Origin of the sequence: Pseudomyxococcus flavus, assembly GCF_050038885.1 — a bacterium.
In the GTDB taxonomy this organism is placed as follows: Bacteria; Myxococcota; Myxococcia; order Myxococcales; family Myxococcaceae; genus Myxococcus; species Myxococcus flavus.
Genome location: NZ_CP143624.1, coordinates 850,239 through 869,120 on the forward strand (window position 1 = coordinate 850,239; position 18,882 = coordinate 869,120).

Consider the following 18,882-nt stretch of genomic DNA (forward strand, 5'->3'; position numbering starts at 1 on the left):
CCATGGGCTGGCGCCGGTCAAGCCCGGGAGCCCCTGGTACGAGGGACTCCCGGGGGCAATCAGACGTGGCTCAGCGCGGGTAGAACGTCTTGCCCGCCTTCACCATCTCCACCAGGTGCGGCGCGGGGGCGAAGCGCTCGCCGAGCTTGTCGTGGAAGTGCTCCAGCTTGCGCAGCACCTCGGCGGGGCCGCGGCTGTCCACGTAGTGGAAGGGGCCACCGAGGAAGGGCGGGAAGCCCAGGCCGAAGATGGCGCCCACGTCGCCGTCACGCGCGCTGCGGAGGATGCCCTCGCCCAGGCAGCGGATGGCCTCGTTGACCATCTGCAGCACCACGCGCTCGGCCATCTCCGCGCGGTCGAAGGAGCGGCGCTCCGTGCCGTGCGGCAGCAGCGCGTAGATGGAGTGGTCCACCTCCTTCTTCTTCCCGTCCTCGTACAGGTAGAAGCCCTTCTGCGTCTTGCGGCCCAGGCGGCCGTCGGCCACCACCTTCTCCAGGGCCTTGGGCGCCGCCATGCGCTTGCCGAAGGCGGCCTCCATGATGGGGCCCACCTTCTGCGCCACGTCGATGCCCACCTCGTCCAGGAGGGTAATCGGGCCCACCGGAAAGCCGAACTCGACCAGCGCCCTGTCGAGCTCCGCGATGTCCGCGCCTTCCGCCAGCAGGTACGCCGCCTCGTTCATGTACGGGGCGAGGATGCGCGAGGTGTAGAAGCCCGGCCCGTCGTTGACGACGATGACCGTCTTGCCCTGCTTGCGCCCCACCTCCACGCAGGTGGCCGTCACCCAGTCCGCGGTGCCCACGTGGGTGATGATCTCCAGCAGCGGCATCTTGTGGACCGGGCTGAAGTAATGCATGCCAATCACCTGCGCGGGCCGCCGGCTGCCCTTGGCCAGCTCCGTAATCGGGATGCTGGAGGTGTTGGACGCGAAGATGGTCTGCTCGCCGGTGACGGCCTCCACCTCCGCGATGACGCGGTGCTTGAGCTTGAGGTCCTCGAACACCGCCTCGATGACGAGGTCCGCCGACTTGAAGCCGCTGTAGTCCGTGCCCGCCGTCACCAGCGCCGACTTCGCCGTGGCCTCGCGGCGCGTGAGCGAACGCCGCTTCACGCGCTCGTCGAGAATCGACTGCACCTGCTTCATGGCCCGGCCCACGCCCGCGTCGTCCTTGTCCTTCACGCGCACGGGCACGCCCTGGAGCACGCTGGCCACGTAGGCGATGCCGCCGCCCATCAGCCCGCCGCCCAGCACGGCCACCTTCTTCACCTCGCGCGGCTTCACGTCCGGGTTGGACGTGCCGTTCTCCTTCTTCAGCGCCGTGGTGGCGAAGAAGATTTCCACCAGCCGCTTGGAGACGTCCGACACCACCAGCTCGCCGAAGGCCTTCGCTTCCGCCTCCTGGCCCGCCTTGTGGCCGGACTCCAGGCCCACGCGCACGACCTGAAGCGCCTTCTCCGGCGCGGGGAACTTGCCGCGCGTCTTCTTCAGGAGCTGCTTGCGCGCCTGGTCGAAGAGGACCTTGCGGCCCAGCGGGTTGTCCTCCAGCGCCACCTCGGCCCACAGCTCCTTGTTGGCCAGCCCCTGGATGAAGCCCGCCAGTCCCTTCGCCTTGCCGCCGCGGGCCACGCCCTTGAAGCCCTGACCGTGGCGGCGCTCGACCTTCAGCTTGCCGTCGGCCAGCTCCTTCGCGCGCCGCACCGCGATGTCGCGGAGGATGGGCACCGGCACCACCTCATCCACCACGCCCAGCTTCTTCGCCTTCGCGGGCTTGAGGCTCTTGCCGGTGAGGATGAGGTCCAGCGCCGCCTGCACGCCAATCAGCGCCGGCAGCCGCTGCGTGCCGCCCGCGCCCGGAATCAGGCCGAGCTGCACCTCCGGCAGGCCCAGCGACGTCTTCGGGCTGTCGGTGGCGATGCGGTAGTCACACGCCAGCGCCCACTCCAGGCCGCCGCCCAGGCATGCGCCGTGGATGGCCGCGACGACAGGCTTGGGGAAGGCGTCCAGCTTGTCGAAGCCCTCCTGCCCGTTGCGGCTGATGGCGGTGGCCTCCTCCGCCGTCTTGATGGTCTGCAGGAAGTCGATTTTCGCCCCGGCGACGAACGAGTCCTTCTTGCCGGACGTGAAGACGACGGCCTTCACCTCGGGCTCCCGCTCCGCGCGCGTCATGACGCGCAGGAAGGCCTCGCCCGTCTCCGGCGACAGCGTGTTCACCGGGGAGTCCGGCAGGTCGAAGGTGATGACGGCGACGCCGTCCTCCACCTGGTACGAGAAGCCCTGCTTCGCCTCGAGCTCTTCAGCCTTGGTGGCCATCACGCACGCTCCAGGATGACGGCGGCGCCCAGGCCGCCAGCCGCGCAGACGGTGCACATCACCGTGTTCTTGTTCCGACGCTTCAGCTCATTGAGGGCCTGGGTGACGATGCGCGCCCCCGTGGCCCCGAAGGGATGGCCAATGGCGATGGAGCCGCCCGTGACGTTCAGCCGCTCCCGGTCGATTTCGCCCACCGGCGCGCTCCAGCCCGCCTTCTTCGCGAACGCCTGAGACGCCAGCGCCTGGATGTTGCTGGCCACCTGCGCGGCGAAGGCCTCGTGCATCTCCACCAGATCGATGTCCGCCAGCGTCATGCCCGCGCGCTTGAGCGCCGTGGGCACCGCGTAGGCCGGCCCCTGGAGGAGCTGGTCCCCCGGGTCCGTGGCCGCGTAGGCGTGGCTGCGCAAGAAGCCCAGCGGCTCGTAGCCCAGCGCGCGCGCCTTCTCCTCGCTCATCAGCAGCAGCGCCGCCGCGCCATCCGTCAACGGCGACGAGTTGCCCGCCGTGATCGTGCCGTACTTGCGGTCGAACGCCGGCCTGAGCTGCGCCAGCGCCTCCATGCTGGAGTCCTCACGGACGATGTTGTCGCGCTCGGCCGTCTTGTCGAACTTCGGCGGCACGACGACGTGCATGACCTCGTTGTCGAACAGGCCGTCCTGCCACGCCTTGGCCGCGTTGCGGTGCGAGTGGTAGGCGATGCGGTCCTGCTCCTCGCGAGAGATGCCGTTCTCCTTGGCCATCTTCTCGGCGCTCTCGCCCATCGTCATGCCAGTGGAGTACTCGGCGATGGCCGGCGGCACCGGCAGCAGGTCCTTGGCCTTGAGGCGCTGGAAGGGCTTGAGCTTGTCCGGCAGCGAGCGCCCCTTGGACGCCGCCACCAGCGCGTGCGCCAGCGGGCGGCTGGTGAAAATCGGCGCGTCCGACATGGACTCGGTGCCACCGGCGATGACGACGTCCGCCTCGCCCGTGGCAATCGCGTTGGCCGCCGTCGTCATCGCCTGGATGGACGTGGCGCACGCACGCGACACCGTGAAGGCATCAATCTTCTTCGGCAGCCCCGCCGCGATGACCACCTCGCGGGCAATGGACGGAGCCGTCAGCGTGGGGATGACCTGGCCGAACACCACCTGGTCGATGACCTCCGGGTCCAGGTCCGTCTTCTGCACCAGCTCCTGGACCACCATGCGGCCCAGGTCGAGCGCCGTCAGCCCCGAGAAGACGGAGCCCGCCTTCACGAACGGGGTCCGCAGGCCGCGGACGATGGCCACCCGGCGGGGGCCGTTGCGCTTCTCGCTTGCCATGTGTGCCTCACCTCCAGCGAAGTCGGGAGGCGGGCATCTAACGAGCGGCAATGCGTCGCGTCAATCGTCCATTGATTCAAAAATCAATCGGTGGACACTCCCCTCGGACGGCAGCCCGGGGGAGGTGCAAGCGACCCTACGCTCCCAGCGTGCCCTGACGCAGGGCCACGCCGTGGCGGTGGACAGCGTCCACGAGGAACTTCGCGGACTCGGGGTCCGTGGGCGGGAGGATGCCGTGGCCCAGGTTGAAGATGTGCCCCTGGGGACCCGCGCGCCGGAGGATGTCCTTCACGCGGCCGTCCAGCTCCTCGCGGGGGAGGAACAGGTGCAACGGGTCCAGGTTGCCCTGCACCGCCACGTCCGGCCCCAGCACGCGCCGGCCCTCGTCCATGGGCAGGGTCCAGTCCAGGCCCACCACGTCCGCGCCGGTGCTCTTGAGCAGCGGCAGGTGCGTGGACATGCCCACGCCGAAGACGATGACGGGCACGCCGGTGGCCTTCAGCTCGGACACCATGCGCTTGAGGTACGGAATGCAGAAGCGCTCGTAGTCCCACGGCGACAGCTCGCCACCCCACGAGTCGAAAATCTGGACGATGCTCGCGCCCGCCTCCACCTGCATCTTCAGGTAGGGAATCAGCGTGTCGGTGAGCTTGCCGAAGAGGCGGTGCGCCAGCTCGGGCTGCTCGAACATCAGCCGCTTGATGAGGATGTAGCTCTTGGAGCCGCCGCCCTCCACCATGTACGCGGCCAGGGTGAAGGGCGCGCCCGCGAAGCCGATGACGGGCACCGAGTCGTTGAGCGCCTTGCGCGTGCGGCGGATGGCCTCGGCCACGAAGCCCGTGCCCTGTACCGGGTCCGGCACGCCCAGCTTGTCGATGTCCGCGGCGGAGCGCACGGGGTTGGGGAAGTGCGGCCCCTTGTCCCCCAGCTCCAGGGTGATGCCCATGGCCTCCACGGGGATGAGGATGTCCGAGAAGATGATGGCCGCGTCCACGCCCAGGCGCGTCACCGGCTGGACGGTGACTTCGGCGGCCAGGTCCGGGTGCTTGCACAGGTCGAGAAAGGCGATGTTGCCGCGGATGGCCCGGTACTCGGGCAGGTAGCGGCCAGCCTGGCGCATCAGCCAGACCGGCGTCGTGTCAGTGGGCTGGCGGCGCGCCGCGCGGAGGAGTCGGTCGTTCACTTCGGACCTCGGAGTGGGCCCCGCACCAGGCGGGGCGAAAGGAGGCAAAGACGTCAGCGCTGATTCCACGCCAGGGCCTGGCGCAGCGGCTCGGTGCCCTCGGTCACGAACAGCAGGCGGTTGTCACCGTCCTCCCAGTCGAGCTTTCCGGAGGCCCCATCGCGCAGGAGCTTGTACTCGAAGACGGCGCCCACGGGCAGGGACAGCGAGAAGCCGTCCGGCCCCGGACGCAGCGCGCGCTCGGCCTTCCAGCCTCCCAGCTCCGGCCCGCTGCCCACCAGGCGGAGCGCCGGGTCTGCCACGGACAGTTCCACCCTGCGCCGGGTGCCCGCGCCCCGCCACCGCAGGCCCGCGAGCTTCGTCGCCGCGGTGAACCCGGCGCGCGAGGTGGGCGTCACCCGCGCCAGGGCCACCTGCCCCGGCGCCACGCGCACCACGCCCTCGGCCGCGCCCGGCAGCGGCGGCGCCATGGCCACCGGCTCCAGCCGCGCGGCGGCGAGCGCGTCCGGCAGCGCCACGTCCACGGCGCTGTCGCCCGCGTTCACCGCGACGATGACGGCCTCCTGCGCGGTGACGCGCGCGTAGGCAAAGAGGTCCTCCCGGGCGGCGAGCACCATCGTCTCGCCGCGCTGGAGGGCCTCACTGCCCCGCCGCAGCGCCAGCAGTCCACCAATCCACGCGCGCAGCGGGTGGTTGGTGAAGCGCATATCGCCCCGGTTCTCCGGCTCCTTCGCGCCCGTCAGCCCCTCCTCGGTGCCATAGGTCAGCGCCGGCACGCCCCGCGCGGTGAGCTGCACCGCCAGCGCCCGCTTCACCCGCTCCACGTCGCCGCGGCACTCGCTCATCACCCGGGGCAGGTCGTGGTTGTCCAGCATCGTCACCAGGGCGCCGGGCGCCGGGTACAGCCGGTCGTTGGAGAGGATGGCGCCCAGGTGCGACGGCGAGCGATCCCTGCAGAACACGTCCACCAGCGCGAAGGCGAGCGGGAAGTCGAACATCGTCCCGAAGCGGCCCTCCTTCATCGTGGTGGCCAGCAGCACCGGGTCGCCGTCCAGCATCTCCCCCAGCAGCAGGAAGTCCTCGCCCGCGTGCTGGCGCAGGTCGTCGTTGTAGCGGGCCCAGAAGCTCGTGGGCATGTGCTTCACCGCGTCCAGCCGGAAGCCCGCGGGCTTCAGCACGTCCACCCACCGGCGCGAGTGCGCCAGCAGGTGCGCGTACACCTCTTCCTTCTCCACCGCGAGGTCCGGCAGGCCGTGCACATCCCCCATCACCAGCTCGCGCGGGTCGTTCCAGTCCTTGATGGGCCCCAGGCCATGGAACCAGTCGGGCCGCTCGCGCGACAGGCGCGTCTCCGGCCCCACGTGGTTGAGCACCACGTCCAGCACCAGCCGCATGTCCCGGCGGCGCAGCTCCGCCGCCAGCGTCTTCAGCAGGGCCTCGTCACCGAAGCGCGGCTCCACCCGGCCGAAGTCCTCCACCCAGTAGCCGTGGAAGGCGCCGTACCCATAGAACTTGTCGGTTCGCATCTGGAAGACGGGTGAAAGCCACACCGTGCGAACACCGAGCTGCTGCAGCCCGTCCAGTCGGTCGATGACACCCTGCAGGTCTCCGCCGTGAAAGGCCTGCGCGTCCTGCATGTCCACCACGCCGTCATTCTTCGAATCACCATTGGCGAAACGGTCCACCATCACGAAGTAGACCGCGTCCCCCTCCGGCGGCTCCCACGAGCCCCGGTAGGGCTTGGGCGCCGGCGGCGTGCTCTTGCCCGGCTCGATACCCGGCCCGGCCGGCGCGTTGAGCCCCGGCACCGTGCCCGGGCCGCCGTCCGTGCTCGGCACGAGGAAGGGCGAGGCCAGGAAGGAGTCGAACAGCGACCCCACCTGCCCGGCAATCTGCTGGGCCACCTCCAGCTGCGCGTCGTCCTCGCGCTGCTGGTCGAACTGGAGCGCCGCGCCGTAGTCCTGGGTCAGGACGGTGGGCGCCATGGCCGAGTCCGCTCGCGCGCCCGTCGTCCGCACCGAGATGTCCCACGAGAAGCGCCCGCCCACCTGGCTGAAGAACGACACCCGCGTCTCCACCAGCAGGTGCAGCGGCGCCTCCGGCGTCAGCGCCTTCATCATCTCGAAGCGGCGCTGCGAGTCGCGCACCTTCGCGTAGTAGGCGGAGTAGTCCGCGTACGGAATCACCTCCGCTCGCAGGTTGCGCTTGGCCAGGGTCTCCGCGATGCGCTGCTTCAGGCCCTCCGGCACGTCCGCAATCACACCGGCTCGCCGCGCGTCATCCCGCACGTAGGCCACGGCCACCACGGTGCCGCTGGGCGCCAGGGGCGGCGGCGCCGCGCGCGGCAGACACGCCGCGAGCGCCACCGCGGCCACCGCCGCCGAGAAGGACAGCACCACACCCCATCGCGTTGTCAGAACCATCCTTCGGCCTCAATGGCGACCACCGAGTGCCAGTGGCGCTCGGGACCGACGTAAACGTTGTACTGGTCCAGGCTGTCCACGAAGGAGTTCCCGAACGCCGCGTGCTGCGAGGAGTGCTGGAGGCCGTAGATGAGCCGCAGGCTGGGGCGCGCGTAGATGCTGCGGCCCGTGGGGTTGAGCACCACGCCGGCCTTGAACTGCCAGGTGTCGCGCGTGTCGCTGTCACCGAACTCCAGGCCGCGCGAGTCCGCCATGCCGTCGGTGCTGGTGAAGACCGAGTCGACGTGGTTGCGGTAGAGGTTGCCGTTCAGGCTCTTCTCGCGCGCCACGCTGCCCTCGACCAGGAGGTGGACCCGGTCGGTGAGGAAGTACTGGAGGCGCAGCACCGTGGAGGCGATGACGCGGTTGTCCTCGCCGGCCATGATTTCGTTGTCCTTGTTGAAGGAGTAGCCGGCCCACACGCCCCACAGCGCCTCGAGCTTGTCGGGGATGATGCGCAGGTAGGCCTCGTTGCCGAGGTTGGCGTCATAGCGCTCGTCGGTCTGGTCCGCGATGTACACGGTCCAGTCCCGGCCGTTGTAGTTCTCCGTGTAGGAGAGCTGCGGGTGGCGCTTCTCGAAGGTGGCGTAGAGGTTGCTCCACACCAGCGGACCGAGCCCGCCGAAGCCCAGGTAGCCGATGGCGCGGTAGGAGAGCGCGCTGCGCGCCCGCAGGTCCGGCACCAGGTCCTCCTGGCCCGGGTTGGCCTCGAAGTAGCGCCGCACCACCTCGCGCCGCGCGAAGTCCTCGTAGTTCACGTTGGGCGACGCGTAGAGCGCGTTCTTGTTGCCGCGCACCGCGGGCTCGTAGCCCACCTGGCCGCGGATACCCACCTCGAGGTGCCCGGGAATCAGCCGGTAGCGGAACGACGCGGCGCCGGTGAGCACGGTGTTGTAGTTCCGGGGCCGCAGCGTGTAGCCGCTGTCACCCACCGCCAGCAGGACGTCGTAGCGGTCCCCCTGGTACGTGCCGGACAGGCCCACCGTGTCCCAGAGCAGCGTGCCGGGGCGCTGGTCGTAGATGTGCAGGTCGTTCCAGCGGTCCTCGAGCGTGCCGAGCTGCCACGTCACCCGGTCCAGCAGGATGTTGCCGGCGCGGACGAAGAGGTAGTCGGCGCTGAAGTTGACCAGCGAACCATTGCCCGGGTCGGCCGAGCGGAACGAGGTGCCCGAGATACGGGAGTGGACCTCGGCCCACACCTCGTTGGTTCCCGGCGCGGCCTGGAGCGCGTCCAGCCGGAGGTTGAGCTCGCCGTAGGGGCTCTCGTTGAGGAGCCGGCCGTAGAGCCAGTAGTAGCCCAGCTGACCGGAGCCGCCCGAGAAGTCCGGGCGGGTCATGATGCGGAAGTAGCCCGCGGCCCCGAAGCGATCTCTTGGAGCATCGGCCAGGGCAACGAGCGGGAGGAGCGTCAACAGGATGGCGCCGAGGCGCGATGGCAGGACTCGCATGAACGGGCCCTGCTTATAGCGCAACCTGGCTGCCTGCCCTACTCCGCACGCAGGACGACAATGGTTCTTTCAGGCATGCCGTACGTCGTACCGTTCACAGGCGACGGATTGTCGAGCCAGGAATTACCCGTGGCGCGGCTGTCCAGGCCCGCCGTCGTGAGATAGGCGGGACTGTCGAAGTACGCCTGCGTGTCGATGAGCCGCGTCCACTTGCGGCCCTCGGGCAGCGTGAACTCCACCGCGCGCGGCTCCATGTTGATGAGCACCAGCAGCTCCGGCCCGAAGGACGCGTCGTAGTAGTGGATCATCAACTGCTTGCTGTCCCACGCCGCCTCCGTGTTCTGGGCGCTCTTCCAGGCCAGGGGCGCGCCCTTGCCGTAGTCCTTCGGGGCAAAGGCATAGGCGTGCTCCTTGCGCAGGCGGATGGCGGCCTTCACGAACTCGAACATGCGGTGCCGCTCGTCCCGCGCCAGATACGCGCCCCACTGGTACCAGTTGAACGGGTTGTCGGAGAGCGTGGAGTAGGCGTTGTTGTTGCCCAGCTGCGTGCGCATCCACTCGTCGCCGCCCAGGATCATCGGCGTGCCGTGGCTGATCATCATCGACATGAAGGCGTTGCGCATCATCTGCCGGCGCATGCTCTCCGCGCGCTCGTCGCCAATGGGCCCCCAGTTGCGGGAGCGGTTGTGGTCCTCGCCACTGACCTTGTCGCAGAAGGGGCTGTTCGGCGTGTCGCAGCACACCGGGTTGAGCGGACCGCAGCGGTTCTGCTTCTCGTCGTACGCGAACAGGTCGTACATCGTGAAGCCGTCGTGCACGGTGATGAAGTTCATGGAGTGGTACGGGCGGCGGCCATTGCGCTCGAACCACTCCTGGCTGCCGTACATCAGGAAGCCACCGTCCACGGTGCCGGGCCGGCCGCACAGCGAGCCCTCGTTGGAGTTGAGCTTCCACCCGTCCTGGTTCATGAACGCGCGCCACCAGTCGCGGAAGCGGCCGTTCCACTCGTACCAGCCGTTGCCCGGCTGCGTGAGGGAGTTGGGGAACTCACCCAGCGGCATGCAGTACCAGCCGCCCGCGCTCCAGGGCTCGGCGATGATGCGGGTGTTGTACTTCTGGAGCACCGGGTCGTCGATGACGTCCTGGAGCACCGTGTTGCGCGGATCGTCCCAGCGGTTGTAGTCGCCGTCGCGCTCACCCAGGATGGGCGCCAGGTCGAAGCGGAAGCCGTCCACGTGGAGCTCCTCCACGTAGAAGCGCAGGCTGTCGATGATGAGCTTGCGCGTGGGCCGGTGGTTGGGCCGCGTCTGGTTGCCCACGCCCGTGTTGTTCCAGTACGTGCGGCGGTCGCCGTTGAGCGCGTAGTACGCCTGGTTGTCGATGCCGCGGAACGAGTACAGGCCCGCCGTCTCGGCCGGGTCCAGGGACTCCAGCGGCTCGCCGGGCATCACGTCGTCCGTCTCCAGCTTCTCGCGCCAGAGGCCGCCTTCGCCGGTGTGGTTGTAGACGACGTCGACCAGCACCTCGATGCCGTGCTTGTGGAGCTGCTCCACCATCCACTTGAACTCGTCGATGACCTGGTGCGGCTGCTTGTGGGCCGCGTAGGACAGCTCGGGCGCGAAGAAGTTGATGGTCTGGTAGCCCCAGTAGCCGCCGTCCAGCGGCTTCTCGTGGATGGGCAACAGCTCCACCGCGGTGATGCCCAGCTCGGCCAGGTAGGCCGCCTTCTCACCGAAGCCCCGGTAGGTGCCCGGGAAGCGCACGCCGCTGGCGGGGTCGGCCGTGAAGCCCTTGGCGTGGACCTCGTAGACGATCATGTCCTGCCAGCCGTGGCCCTCCCAGTTCTCGTCCTGGCGGTTGGCGCGCCACTGATGCTCCGCCTCGCCCCACTGGTAGTCGCTCTTGACGAGCACGCTCTTGGCGGAGGCCGCGTACGTCACCTCGTGGCGCGCCGGACCACTGGCCGTGCTGCCCTTGCTCCAGTCGTGATCGCGGTGCAGGGCCTTGGAGTACGGGTCCGTCAGTAGCTTGTTCGGGTTGAAGCGGTTGCCGTAGGCGTCCGCGTCCGCCTTGAAGCCGTGGATGGAGCCGGGGAACCAGTTCGGGTCGTACTCCCAGTTGGGGCCCCAGGCGCGGAAGCCGTAGTGCTGCCCCAGCCCCACGCCCTCCACGTAGACGCTCCACACGTCGCCGTAGCGCGTCATCTCGTAGGTGCGCGCCGGGCGGTTGCTCTCCGGATCCTCGAAGAGCAGCAGCTCCAGCCGGGTGGCGTTCTCCGAGTACAGGGAGAAGTTGACGCCCTTGTCCACGAAGGTCGGCCCGATGTACCGCATGGACTCGATGTCATCGACGGAGTAGCTCGGCGCCCGGGCCTCGGCGTGGTACAGCCGGACGTAATCGCTTTCGCTACAGCCGGTGACGAACAGGGCGGTGGACAGCGCCGCGCCCACGAGGCGGGACATTCTGGGAGTGCGCATCAGGTAGGATGACCTCAATGTCCGGACGCGACGCGGCCCGGCAAAAAAACTCCGCTTCCATAACAAGCGCCTTCCGCCCCTGACAAGGCAGGCCCCGGGTTTCCGCGGGGAGACGGCGCTTCGTCCATTGGTGCACACGACGCGATGACGCACCGCGTGCAACCAAGGAGGTCTGGGTAAACGGCGAGCGTACGGGTAAGGTGCGCGACCGTCTCCCCATAAATTTCTCCGAGCACGACTTGTCCGAAGTCACCCTGAGTGGGATCAAGAAGTCGTTTGGCCAGAACCTCATCGTGAAGGGCGTGGACCTTCAGGTGGGGGAAGGTGAATTCCTCGTGATGGTCGGCCCGTCCGGGTGCGGGAAGACGACGCTGCTGCGGCTCATCGCCGGGCTGGAGCAGGTGGACGAGGGCGAGGTACGCATTGGTGGCACCCGCGTGAATGACGTCGCGCCGCGCGATCGCGACGTGGCGATGGTGTTCCAGTCCTACGCGCTCTACCCGCATATGACGGTGCGGGAGAACCTGGCCTTCGGGCTGACGCTGCGGAAGTTCCCCGCCTCGGAGATTGACGCGCGCGTCCAGGAAGTGGCGGGCATGCTGGAGCTGAGCCACCTGCTGGAGCGCAAGCCGAAGGCCCTGTCGGGCGGGCAGCGCCAGCGCGTGGCCATGGGGCGCGCCATCGTCCGGCGGCCCAAGGTCTTCCTCTTCGACGAGCCCCTCTCCAACCTGGACACCGCGCTGCGCGTCCAGATGCGCGGTGAGCTGGCGCGGCTGCACCGCCGCCTGGGCGCGACGATGATCTACGTCACGCACGACCAGGTGGAGGCGATGACGCTGGCCACCCGCGTGGCCGTCTTCAACGGTGGGCTGCTCCAGCAGGTGGGCCCTCCGCTGGACCTCTACAACCGCCCCGCCAACCGGTTCGTGGCGGGCTTCCTCGGCTCGCCCTCCATGAACTTCCTGGAGGCGGCGCGGGAAGGCGCCCACTTCACCGGCAAGGGCTTCACCCTGCCCTGTCCCACGGACGTCCCCGCCGGGCAGTCCCGGGTGCTGCTGGGGCTGCGGCCGCAGGATCTGCGCGTGGCGCCCCAGGGCCCGCTGGTGGGCACGGTGGACGCGGTGGAGCGCCTGGGCTTCGACGGGTACGCCTTCGTCACCACGGAGGCGGGGCCGGTGGCGGCGCGCTTCGACAAGGGCGTGACTGTCGCCGTGGGCGACAAGGTGCACCTGGCCCCCGTCTCGGACGCGCTGCATGTCTTCACCGGGGACGGCGCGGCGGCGCTGCGTCACCCGGAGGAGCGGGCCTCGCTGGAGGTCGCGTCGTGAAGCGCTGGCTCGGGCTCGCGCTGCTCGCCACGGCGCTCAGCGCGCAGGCGGCTCCGGAGAACGCGCGCCCCCTGAAGCTGTGGCACGCGTACCGAGGCGGCGAGGAGACGGCGCTGGTCCAGGCCACGGAGCTGTTCACCGCGAAGACGGGCGTACAGGTGGAGCTGCTCGCCCTGCCCTATGACGCCTACGCCGCCAAGCTGACCAACGCCATTCCCCACGGCGTGGGCCCGGACGTCTTCATCTTCAACCACGAGCGGCTGCGCAACTTCCACGCGCAGCACCTGGTGGCCCCCGCCAGCGGCCTGGTGCGCGAGGACTACTTCCCCAACGCCGTGGAGGCGCTGGAGGTGGATGGCCAGGTGTACGGCTATCCGATGTCGCTCAAGTCGCTGGCGCTCTACGTCAACACGAAGCTCGTGCCCGCGCCGCCGGAGACGACGGACGCGCTGCTGGCGATGCTGCCCGCCCTGTCGGACGCGGACGCGGGCCGCTTCGGGCTGGCCTACGAGAGCGGCGACTTCTACTTCCACGCGGGCTTCCTGTTCGGCTTCGGCGGCGAGCTGTTCGACGCCACGGGCCGCGCGAGCTTCGACACGCAGGGCATGGCGCGCTCGCTGGCCTTCGTGAAGGGGCTGCAGGACCGGCGCTTCATCCCCCAGGAGGCCTCGGGCGCGCTGGTGAAGAGCCTCTTCAACGACGGCCGCGCCGCCATGGTCATCAGCGGCCCCTGGTTCGCCGGTGAGATTGCGCCGGACGTGGCCTACCGGGTGGTGGGCCTGCCCGTGGTGAGCGAGACGGGCATCCCCATCCGGCCCTTCCTGGGCGTGGAGACGGCCTATGTGTCGTCGCGCTCGGCCCAGGCGGAGCAGGCGCAGGCGCTGGCGCGCTTCATCTCCCTGGGCGAGGCCTCGCGCGTGCGCGCCACGGTGGGCCGGCAGATTCCGGCGGACGTGGCCGCGTACACGCTGCGCGAGGTGCAGGAGGACACGCTCATCTCCTCCTTCCGCGAGGCGGCCCGCCACGCGACGCCCATGCCCAACACACTGGAGATGGCCCGCGTGTGGGAGCCCATGAAGCTGGCGCTGCGCGCGGTGCTCCAGGGCGGCGTCGAGCCGGAGGACGCGGGCGCGCTGGCGGACCGGCGCTACCGCGCGTTGCACCGCGAGCGCCCGCCCGACGCCAGCCCGCTGCCCTGGCTGGGGCTGGTGGGCGCCATGGCCCTGGGCGGCTCCGTCTGGGTGCTGCGGCGGCCCGCGGCGGCGCTCCCCTTCAAGCGCCGCTATCCGGACGTGGCGCAGGCGGCGGCGTACATCGCGCCGGCGGCGGCCGGCGTGGCGGTGCTGGTGTTCATCCCCTTCGCGGTGGGCCTCAGCCTGTCGCTGTTCCACCACGAGGCGGGGGAATACTCGTTCGTGGGCCTGGCCAACTTCGTGGACATCCTGGCCAGCCGTGGCTACAGCATCACCGAGCCACTGTCCTTCTACTTCACGCTGGCCGTGACGCTGCTGTGGACGCTGGTCAACGTGGTGCTCCACGTCGGCATCGGCCTGTTCCTGGCACTGCTGCTGAAGGATCCGCTGCTGAAGCTGCGGGGTGTCTACCGGGTGTTGCTCATCATCCCCTGGGCCGTGCCCAACTACATCACCGCGCTCATGTGGAAGGGGATGTTCCACCGGCAGTTCGGCGCCATCAACGGCCTGCTCGTGGCGCTGGACCTGGAGCCGGTGAGCTGGTTCACCCGCTTCTCCACCGCCTTCGCGGCCAACGTGGCCACCAACACCTGGCTGGGCTTCCCCTTCATGATGGTGGTGGCCCTGGGCGCGCTCCAGTCCATTCCCCAGGAGCTGTACGAAGCGGCGGAGGTGGACGGCGCGAGCAAGTGGACGCAGTTCCGCCGCATCACCCTGCCCCTCTTGAAGCCCGCCATGCTGCCGGCCGTCATCCTGGGCAGCGTGTGGACCTTCAACATGTTCAACATCATCTACCTGGTGTCCGGCGGTGAGCCGGGCGGTGGCACCGACATCCTGGTGTCCGAGGCCTTCCGCTGGGCCTTCCAGCGCAACGAGCAGTACGGCTTCGCCGCTGCGTACTCCGTGCTCATCTTCGTGGTGCTGCTGGGCTGGTCCGCCTTCACCAAGCGCCTGACGCGGTCGTCCTCGGAGGTGATGGGATGAGCCGCCCCTCCCGCTGGAAGATGGCCGCCATCCACGCCGGGCTGTCGCTCCTGTGCATGGCGACGCTCTACCCGGTGCTCTGGGTGGTGAAGATGGCGCTGTCGCCCACGGACGGGCTGGCGCTCACCGCCAACCCCTTCCCGGAGACCGTCACGCTGGAGCACTTCCGCCAGGTGCTCTCCGGCACGGACGCCGCGGGGCGGTGGGTGTTCGGCCGGCAGCTCTTCTCCAGCATCGTCGTGTCCGGCGCCACCACGCTGGTGGGTCTGACGCTGGCGGTGTCGGCGGCCTATGCGCTGTCGCGCTTCCGCTTCCCCGGCAAGGAAGGCGGGATGCAGGCCCTGCTCGTCACCCAGATGTTCCCGGCGACGCTGATGATGGTGCCCATCTACAGCATCCTGCAGAAGCTGCACCTGCTCGACAGCCTCACGGGGCTGGTCCTGGTCTACGCCACCACCGCCCTGCCCTTCTGCATCTGGAACCTGAAGGGCTACTTCGACACGCTGCCGCGCGAGCTGGAGGAAGCGGCGGTGATGGATGGGGCCTCCACCTTCCAGGTCTTCGTCCGGGTGGTGCTGCCACTGGCCCGGCCCGCGCTGGCCGTGACGGCGCTCTTCTCCTTCATGACGGCGTGGAACGAGTTCATCCTCGCCGCCACGCTGCTCAATGACCCGTCCCGCTTCACCCTGCCCGTCGCCCTCCAGCGGTACGTGGGCGAGCACAAGGTGGAGTGGGGCAAGTTCGCCGCCGGCGCGCTGATTGTCTCCGCGCCGGTCATGGCGCTGTTCTTCGCTCTCCAGAAACACCTCGTCGGCGGGCTGACCGCTGGCGGCGTCAAGGGGTGATGTCGATGTCGTCTCGCTGTCTCCGTACGCTTCTCCTCGTCCTGCCTCTGCTGGCCGTCGCCTGTGGCGACGATGCCGACGGAACTCAACCCACCGACAACCCACCCACCGTTCGGGAAGTGCAGCCCTCGGGCGGCCCTGTCGCGGGCAACACCCTCATCAACGTCTACGGCTCCGGCTTCAAGGAGGGCGCGAAGCTCTACTTTGGTGAGCGGGAAGCCCTGCGCGTGGTGGTGGTCAACTCCCACCGCATCTACGGCTACACCCCCACCGCGACCTCGGGCGCGGTGGACGTGCGCGTGGTGAACCCGGACAACGCCTACGGCGTGCTGGTGGGCGGCTTCACCTACGAGGGTGCGCCGGACGGCGACATCGACCAGGCCGAAATCCTCATCGGCAACGTGGACGCGGTCAGCAACGGCCAGCCGGTGGGTGTCACCGTGCGCGGCGCCGTCACCGTGGCCGGCATCACCCGCGGCACCGGCCAGGGCGGCAGCGTGCAGGCGCAGGTGGGCTTCGCGCCGGCGGACGCGGACCTCCTCAACATGGAGAGCTACACCTGGGAGAACGCGTCGTACGAGGGCGACTCGGACAGCCGCGAGGCGGACATCTACCAGGGCACCGTGCTGCTCCAGCCGGCCATTGGCGGCGAGAGCCGCGAGTGGGTCGTCACCATGCGCTTCTCCATCGACGGGGGCGCCACGTGGGTGATGGCGGACGGCGACGGCAGCGCCAACGGCGTGTCCGAGACCATGCTGCGCCGGGTGTTCATCTCCCGGCCTCGCGTGGACTACTGCAAGCTCGGGCCAGACGGGAACAACGGACCGGTCAACGTCTTCTACCGCCCCGGCGATACGACGCTCGTGAAGGTGGCCGGCCAGGTCTACGCGGCCGGCGTCACGCAGGGTGGCGGCGCGGGCTCGGGACTGGTCGCGCAGCTGGGCTACGGCCCCGCGGACTCCGACCCGCGTGACTCCAACGCGTGGACGTGGGTGGGCGCCACGTACAAGACGGACCACGGCAACAACGACGAGTGGGAAGCGGACATGCCCAACCCGGGCACCGTGGGCACCTGGCGCATCGCCTTCCGCTTCAGCATCAGCGAGAACGCCTGGCGCTACTGCGACAGCGACGGCGTCAACGACAGCAACGAGGGCAACCTGACCTTCAGCCTGGAGCGGCTGGGCACGCTCACCGTGGGCGACGAGGCTCCGAAGCCGCCGATTACGTGGTGCAAGATTGGCCTCGACCAGACGCCGCCCGAGGTCATCAACTACACGACCACGCAGACGTCGGGCCTGAAGACGGTGTACGCCCAGGTCCACCTGCCGGGCGTGACGGACCGCCAGGGGGCGGGACCGGGCCTGTCGGGCCAGCTCGGCTGGGGCCCCGCGGGTGAGGACCCGCGCACCTCGCCGCTGTGGAACTGGTCCACGCAGCTGACGTTCGACCAGGACAACTTCGACGTGAACGACCAGTGGAAGGGCACGCTGCCCAACCCGGCGGTCAATGGCGAGTTCCGCTACGCGGTGCGCTTCAACCACGACGGCGGCCCCATCCGCGTGTGCGACGGCAACGGCGTGGACGACGCCGGCCAGGACTTCGAAATGGACCAGCTCGGCGTGCTCACCGTGACGGGCCAGCCGGTCGTCCCCCGCGTCATCGGCTACTGCAAGCTGGGGCCGGACGGCAACAACACGCCGGAGACGGTGACGTACACCACGACCACCACGCCTGGCCGCCTCATCGAGGCGCAGGTGTTCGTGCAGGGCGTGACGAACGCGTCCGGCGAGGGTGCCGGCGTCGTGGGCCAGCTCGGCTGGGGTCCCGCCAACGAGGACCCGGCCACGTCGTCTGCGTGGAACTGGGAGACGAGCGGCGCGTACAAGTCGGACCTCAGCAACAATGACGTGTACGAGGCCACGCTGCCCAACCCGGGCGTCGCCGGCAGCTACCGGTTCGCCTACCGCTTCCAGGTGAACGACGGCGAGTTCCTGCTGTGCGACGCGGACGGCGCCAGCGACGCCGCCGGCTTCGACCCGGAGCTGACGGGCACGCTCACCGTGAGCGAGGCGCAGGACATCGACGTGGTCGGCTACTGCAAGCTGGGGCCGGATGGGAACAACACGCCGCAGTCGCTGGCGTACACCACCGCGGAGGCCCCCTCCCACGTCATCACCGCGTACGTGCACGTGGCGGGCATCACCAACACCACGCAGGGCGAGGGCGCCGGCATCGTGGGTCAGCTCGGCTGGGGGCCCGCGGATGAGGACCCGACCACGTCCGATGCATGGGACTGGACGACCACCGCGCAGTTCGCCGATGACTTCTGGGACAACGACCGGTACGAGGCCACGCTGCCCAACCCGGGTGTCGTCGGCAGCTACCGCTTCGCCTACCGCTTCCAGGTGAACGGCGGCGAGTTCCGCTACTGCGACGCGGACGGCAACAGCCCCGACCCGGGGGCCAGCTTCGACGTGGCGCTGACGGGCACGCTGGCGGTGAGCGCGCAGGACCCGGACCCCGAGCCCACGGATGCCTACTGCCGCCTGCAGAGCGTGAGCGGCACGACGGTGGGCAGCGGTGACGTCGTCAACGTGGTGGGCCGGGTGCACATCCCAGGTGTCACCACGGGCCCGGGCGCGGGCGCCAACGTCCAGGTGGAGGTCGGCATCGGGGCCGCGGACGCCAACGCGTCCATCCAGGCGTCGGCGTTCACCTGGAAGGCCGCGGAGTACACGGGCGAGGCCGACGGCGAGGCGGACACGGATGAGTTCTCCACCGCCCTGACGCCGGCCTACACCGGCAACCGTGCTGTCAGCATGCGCTACACCACGGACGGCACCACGTGGACGTACTGCGACAAGGACGGCAGCAACGTGGGTGGGTACACGCTGGGCCAGCAGCACGCCCTCACGGTGGGCAACCACACGGCGATTGGCTACTGCAACCTCCAGTGGCCGTTCGAAATCGGAGTGGAGGCGGAGGGGGCGGCCCGGACCGTCTATGGCCGACTATGGGTGGCGGACGTCACGCCGGGCACTGGCCAGGGCGCGGGGGTCATCGCCGAACTCGGCTACGGCCCCGCGAGCAGCGACCCGGGCATCTCGGGATGGACCTGGGTGGCCGCCACGTACGTTAGCGACGAAGATAACAACAGCAACGACCAGTACGCCGTAGACCTGCCGGCGGGCGTGCCTGCCGGGATGTCCTACACGTACCGCTACTCGTACAATGGCGGGCCGTACTGCTACGGCGACCGGCAAGACCGGGGTGGCAGCACAAACGGCTTCTCGGGCAACGACGTGGGCACGGTCGTCCCGTAAGAAGGCATGACTCCCGCTGGCCGC

At 69.3% G+C, this 18,882-nt stretch carries 10 protein-coding genes; 4 read left to right on the top strand and 6 right to left on the bottom strand.

Annotation, left to right across the window (positions count from 1 at the left end; all coding sequences use genetic code 11):
- Nucleotides 1–70: 70 nt before the first annotated feature.
- The 6 genes from fadJ to VZL07_RS03460 all read right to left on the bottom strand — a co-directional run bounded on the left by fadJ (nt 71) and on the right by VZL07_RS03460 (nt 11,182).
- Nucleotides 71–2,311 carry a fatty acid oxidation complex subunit alpha FadJ gene (gene fadJ / locus VZL07_RS03435; RefSeq protein WP_426753893.1) on the bottom strand — a complete coding sequence of 747 codons (2,241 nt, stop codon included), beginning with the start codon at nt 2,309–2,311 and terminating at the stop codon, nt 71–73.
- The gene (fadI, locus tag VZL07_RS03440; protein ID WP_426753894.1) at nt 2,311–3,612 is read right to left on the bottom strand and encodes an acetyl-CoA C-acyltransferase FadI; all 1,302 of its coding nucleotides are present in this window, start codon (nt 3,610–3,612) and stop codon (nt 2,311–2,313) included. The genes fadJ and fadI overlap by 1 nt, the downstream gene beginning before the upstream one ends.
- 136 nt (nt 3,613–3,748) lie before the next feature.
- The gene (hemE, locus tag VZL07_RS03445; RefSeq protein ID WP_426753895.1) at nt 3,749–4,795 is read right to left on the bottom strand and encodes a uroporphyrinogen decarboxylase; all 1,047 of its coding nucleotides are present in this window, start codon (nt 4,793–4,795) and stop codon (nt 3,749–3,751) included.
- A gap of 53 nt (nt 4,796–4,848) precedes the next feature.
- Nucleotides 4,849–7,218 (bottom strand): alpha-amylase family glycosyl hydrolase, encoded by a 2,370-nt coding sequence (locus VZL07_RS03450; protein ID WP_426753896.1) that lies wholly within the window; start codon nt 7,216–7,218, stop codon nt 4,849–4,851.
- On the bottom strand, nt 7,209–8,705 hold the full coding sequence (locus tag VZL07_RS03455) for a hypothetical protein (RefSeq protein ID WP_426753897.1): 1,497 nt from the start codon (nt 8,703–8,705) through the stop codon (nt 7,209–7,211). The genes VZL07_RS03450 and VZL07_RS03455 overlap by 10 nt, the downstream gene beginning before the upstream one ends.
- Before the next feature lie 38 nt (nt 8,706–8,743).
- Nucleotides 8,744–11,182 carry a glycogen debranching protein gene (locus tag VZL07_RS03460; RefSeq protein ID WP_426753898.1) on the bottom strand — a complete coding sequence of 813 codons (2,439 nt, stop codon included), beginning with the start codon at nt 11,180–11,182 and terminating at the stop codon, nt 8,744–8,746.
- A gap of 239 nt (nt 11,183–11,421) precedes the next feature.
- Here VZL07_RS03460 and VZL07_RS03465 point away from each other — a divergent pair, with 239 nt between their 5' ends.
- From VZL07_RS03465 to VZL07_RS03480, 4 genes are read left to right on the top strand one after another with little or no spacing between them, the layout of a single operon-like run.
- Nucleotides 11,422–12,510: an ABC transporter ATP-binding protein gene (locus VZL07_RS03465; RefSeq protein WP_426753899.1), complete on the top strand. Its 1,089-nt coding sequence runs from the start codon at nt 11,422–11,424 to the stop codon at nt 12,508–12,510.
- On the top strand, nt 12,507–14,687 hold the full coding sequence (locus tag VZL07_RS03470; RefSeq protein WP_426753900.1) for an extracellular solute-binding protein: 2,181 nt from the start codon (nt 12,507–12,509) through the stop codon (nt 14,685–14,687). The genes VZL07_RS03465 and VZL07_RS03470 overlap by 4 nt, the downstream gene beginning before the upstream one ends.
- On the top strand, nt 14,684–15,532 hold the full coding sequence (locus VZL07_RS03475; protein ID WP_426753901.1) for a sugar ABC transporter permease: 849 nt from the start codon (nt 14,684–14,686) through the stop codon (nt 15,530–15,532). The genes VZL07_RS03470 and VZL07_RS03475 overlap by 4 nt, the downstream gene beginning before the upstream one ends.
- A 5-nt stretch (nt 15,533–15,537) precedes the next feature.
- Entirely contained in the window at nt 15,538–18,858 is a 3,321-nt protein-coding gene (locus VZL07_RS03480; protein WP_426753902.1) for an IPT/TIG domain-containing protein, read from the top strand.
- Nucleotides 18,859–18,882: the final 24 nt, after the last annotated feature.

Bases quoted from the DNA above. Each gene is read 5' to 3' on its own strand.
- fadJ (WP_426753893.1), bottom strand. From the start codon at position 2,311: ATGGCCACCAAGGCTGAAGAGCTCGAGGCGAAGCAGGGCTTCTCGTAC.
- fadI (WP_426753894.1), bottom strand. From the start codon at position 3,612: ATGGCAAGCGAGAAGCGCAACGGCCCCCGCCGGGTGGCCATCGTCCGC.
- VZL07_RS03450 (WP_426753896.1), bottom strand. From the start codon at position 7,218: ATGGTTCTGACAACGCGATGGGGTGTGGTGCTGTCCTTCTCGGCGGCG.
- VZL07_RS03455 (WP_426753897.1), bottom strand. From the start codon at position 8,705: ATGCGAGTCCTGCCATCGCGCCTCGGCGCCATCCTGTTGACGCTCCTC.
- VZL07_RS03460 (WP_426753898.1), bottom strand. From the start codon at position 11,182: ATGCGCACTCCCAGAATGTCCCGCCTCGTGGGCGCGGCGCTGTCCACC.
- VZL07_RS03475 (WP_426753901.1), top strand. From the start codon at position 14,684: ATGAGCCGCCCCTCCCGCTGGAAGATGGCCGCCATCCACGCCGGGCTG.
- VZL07_RS03480 (WP_426753902.1), top strand. From the start codon at position 15,538: ATGTCGTCTCGCTGTCTCCGTACGCTTCTCCTCGTCCTGCCTCTGCTG.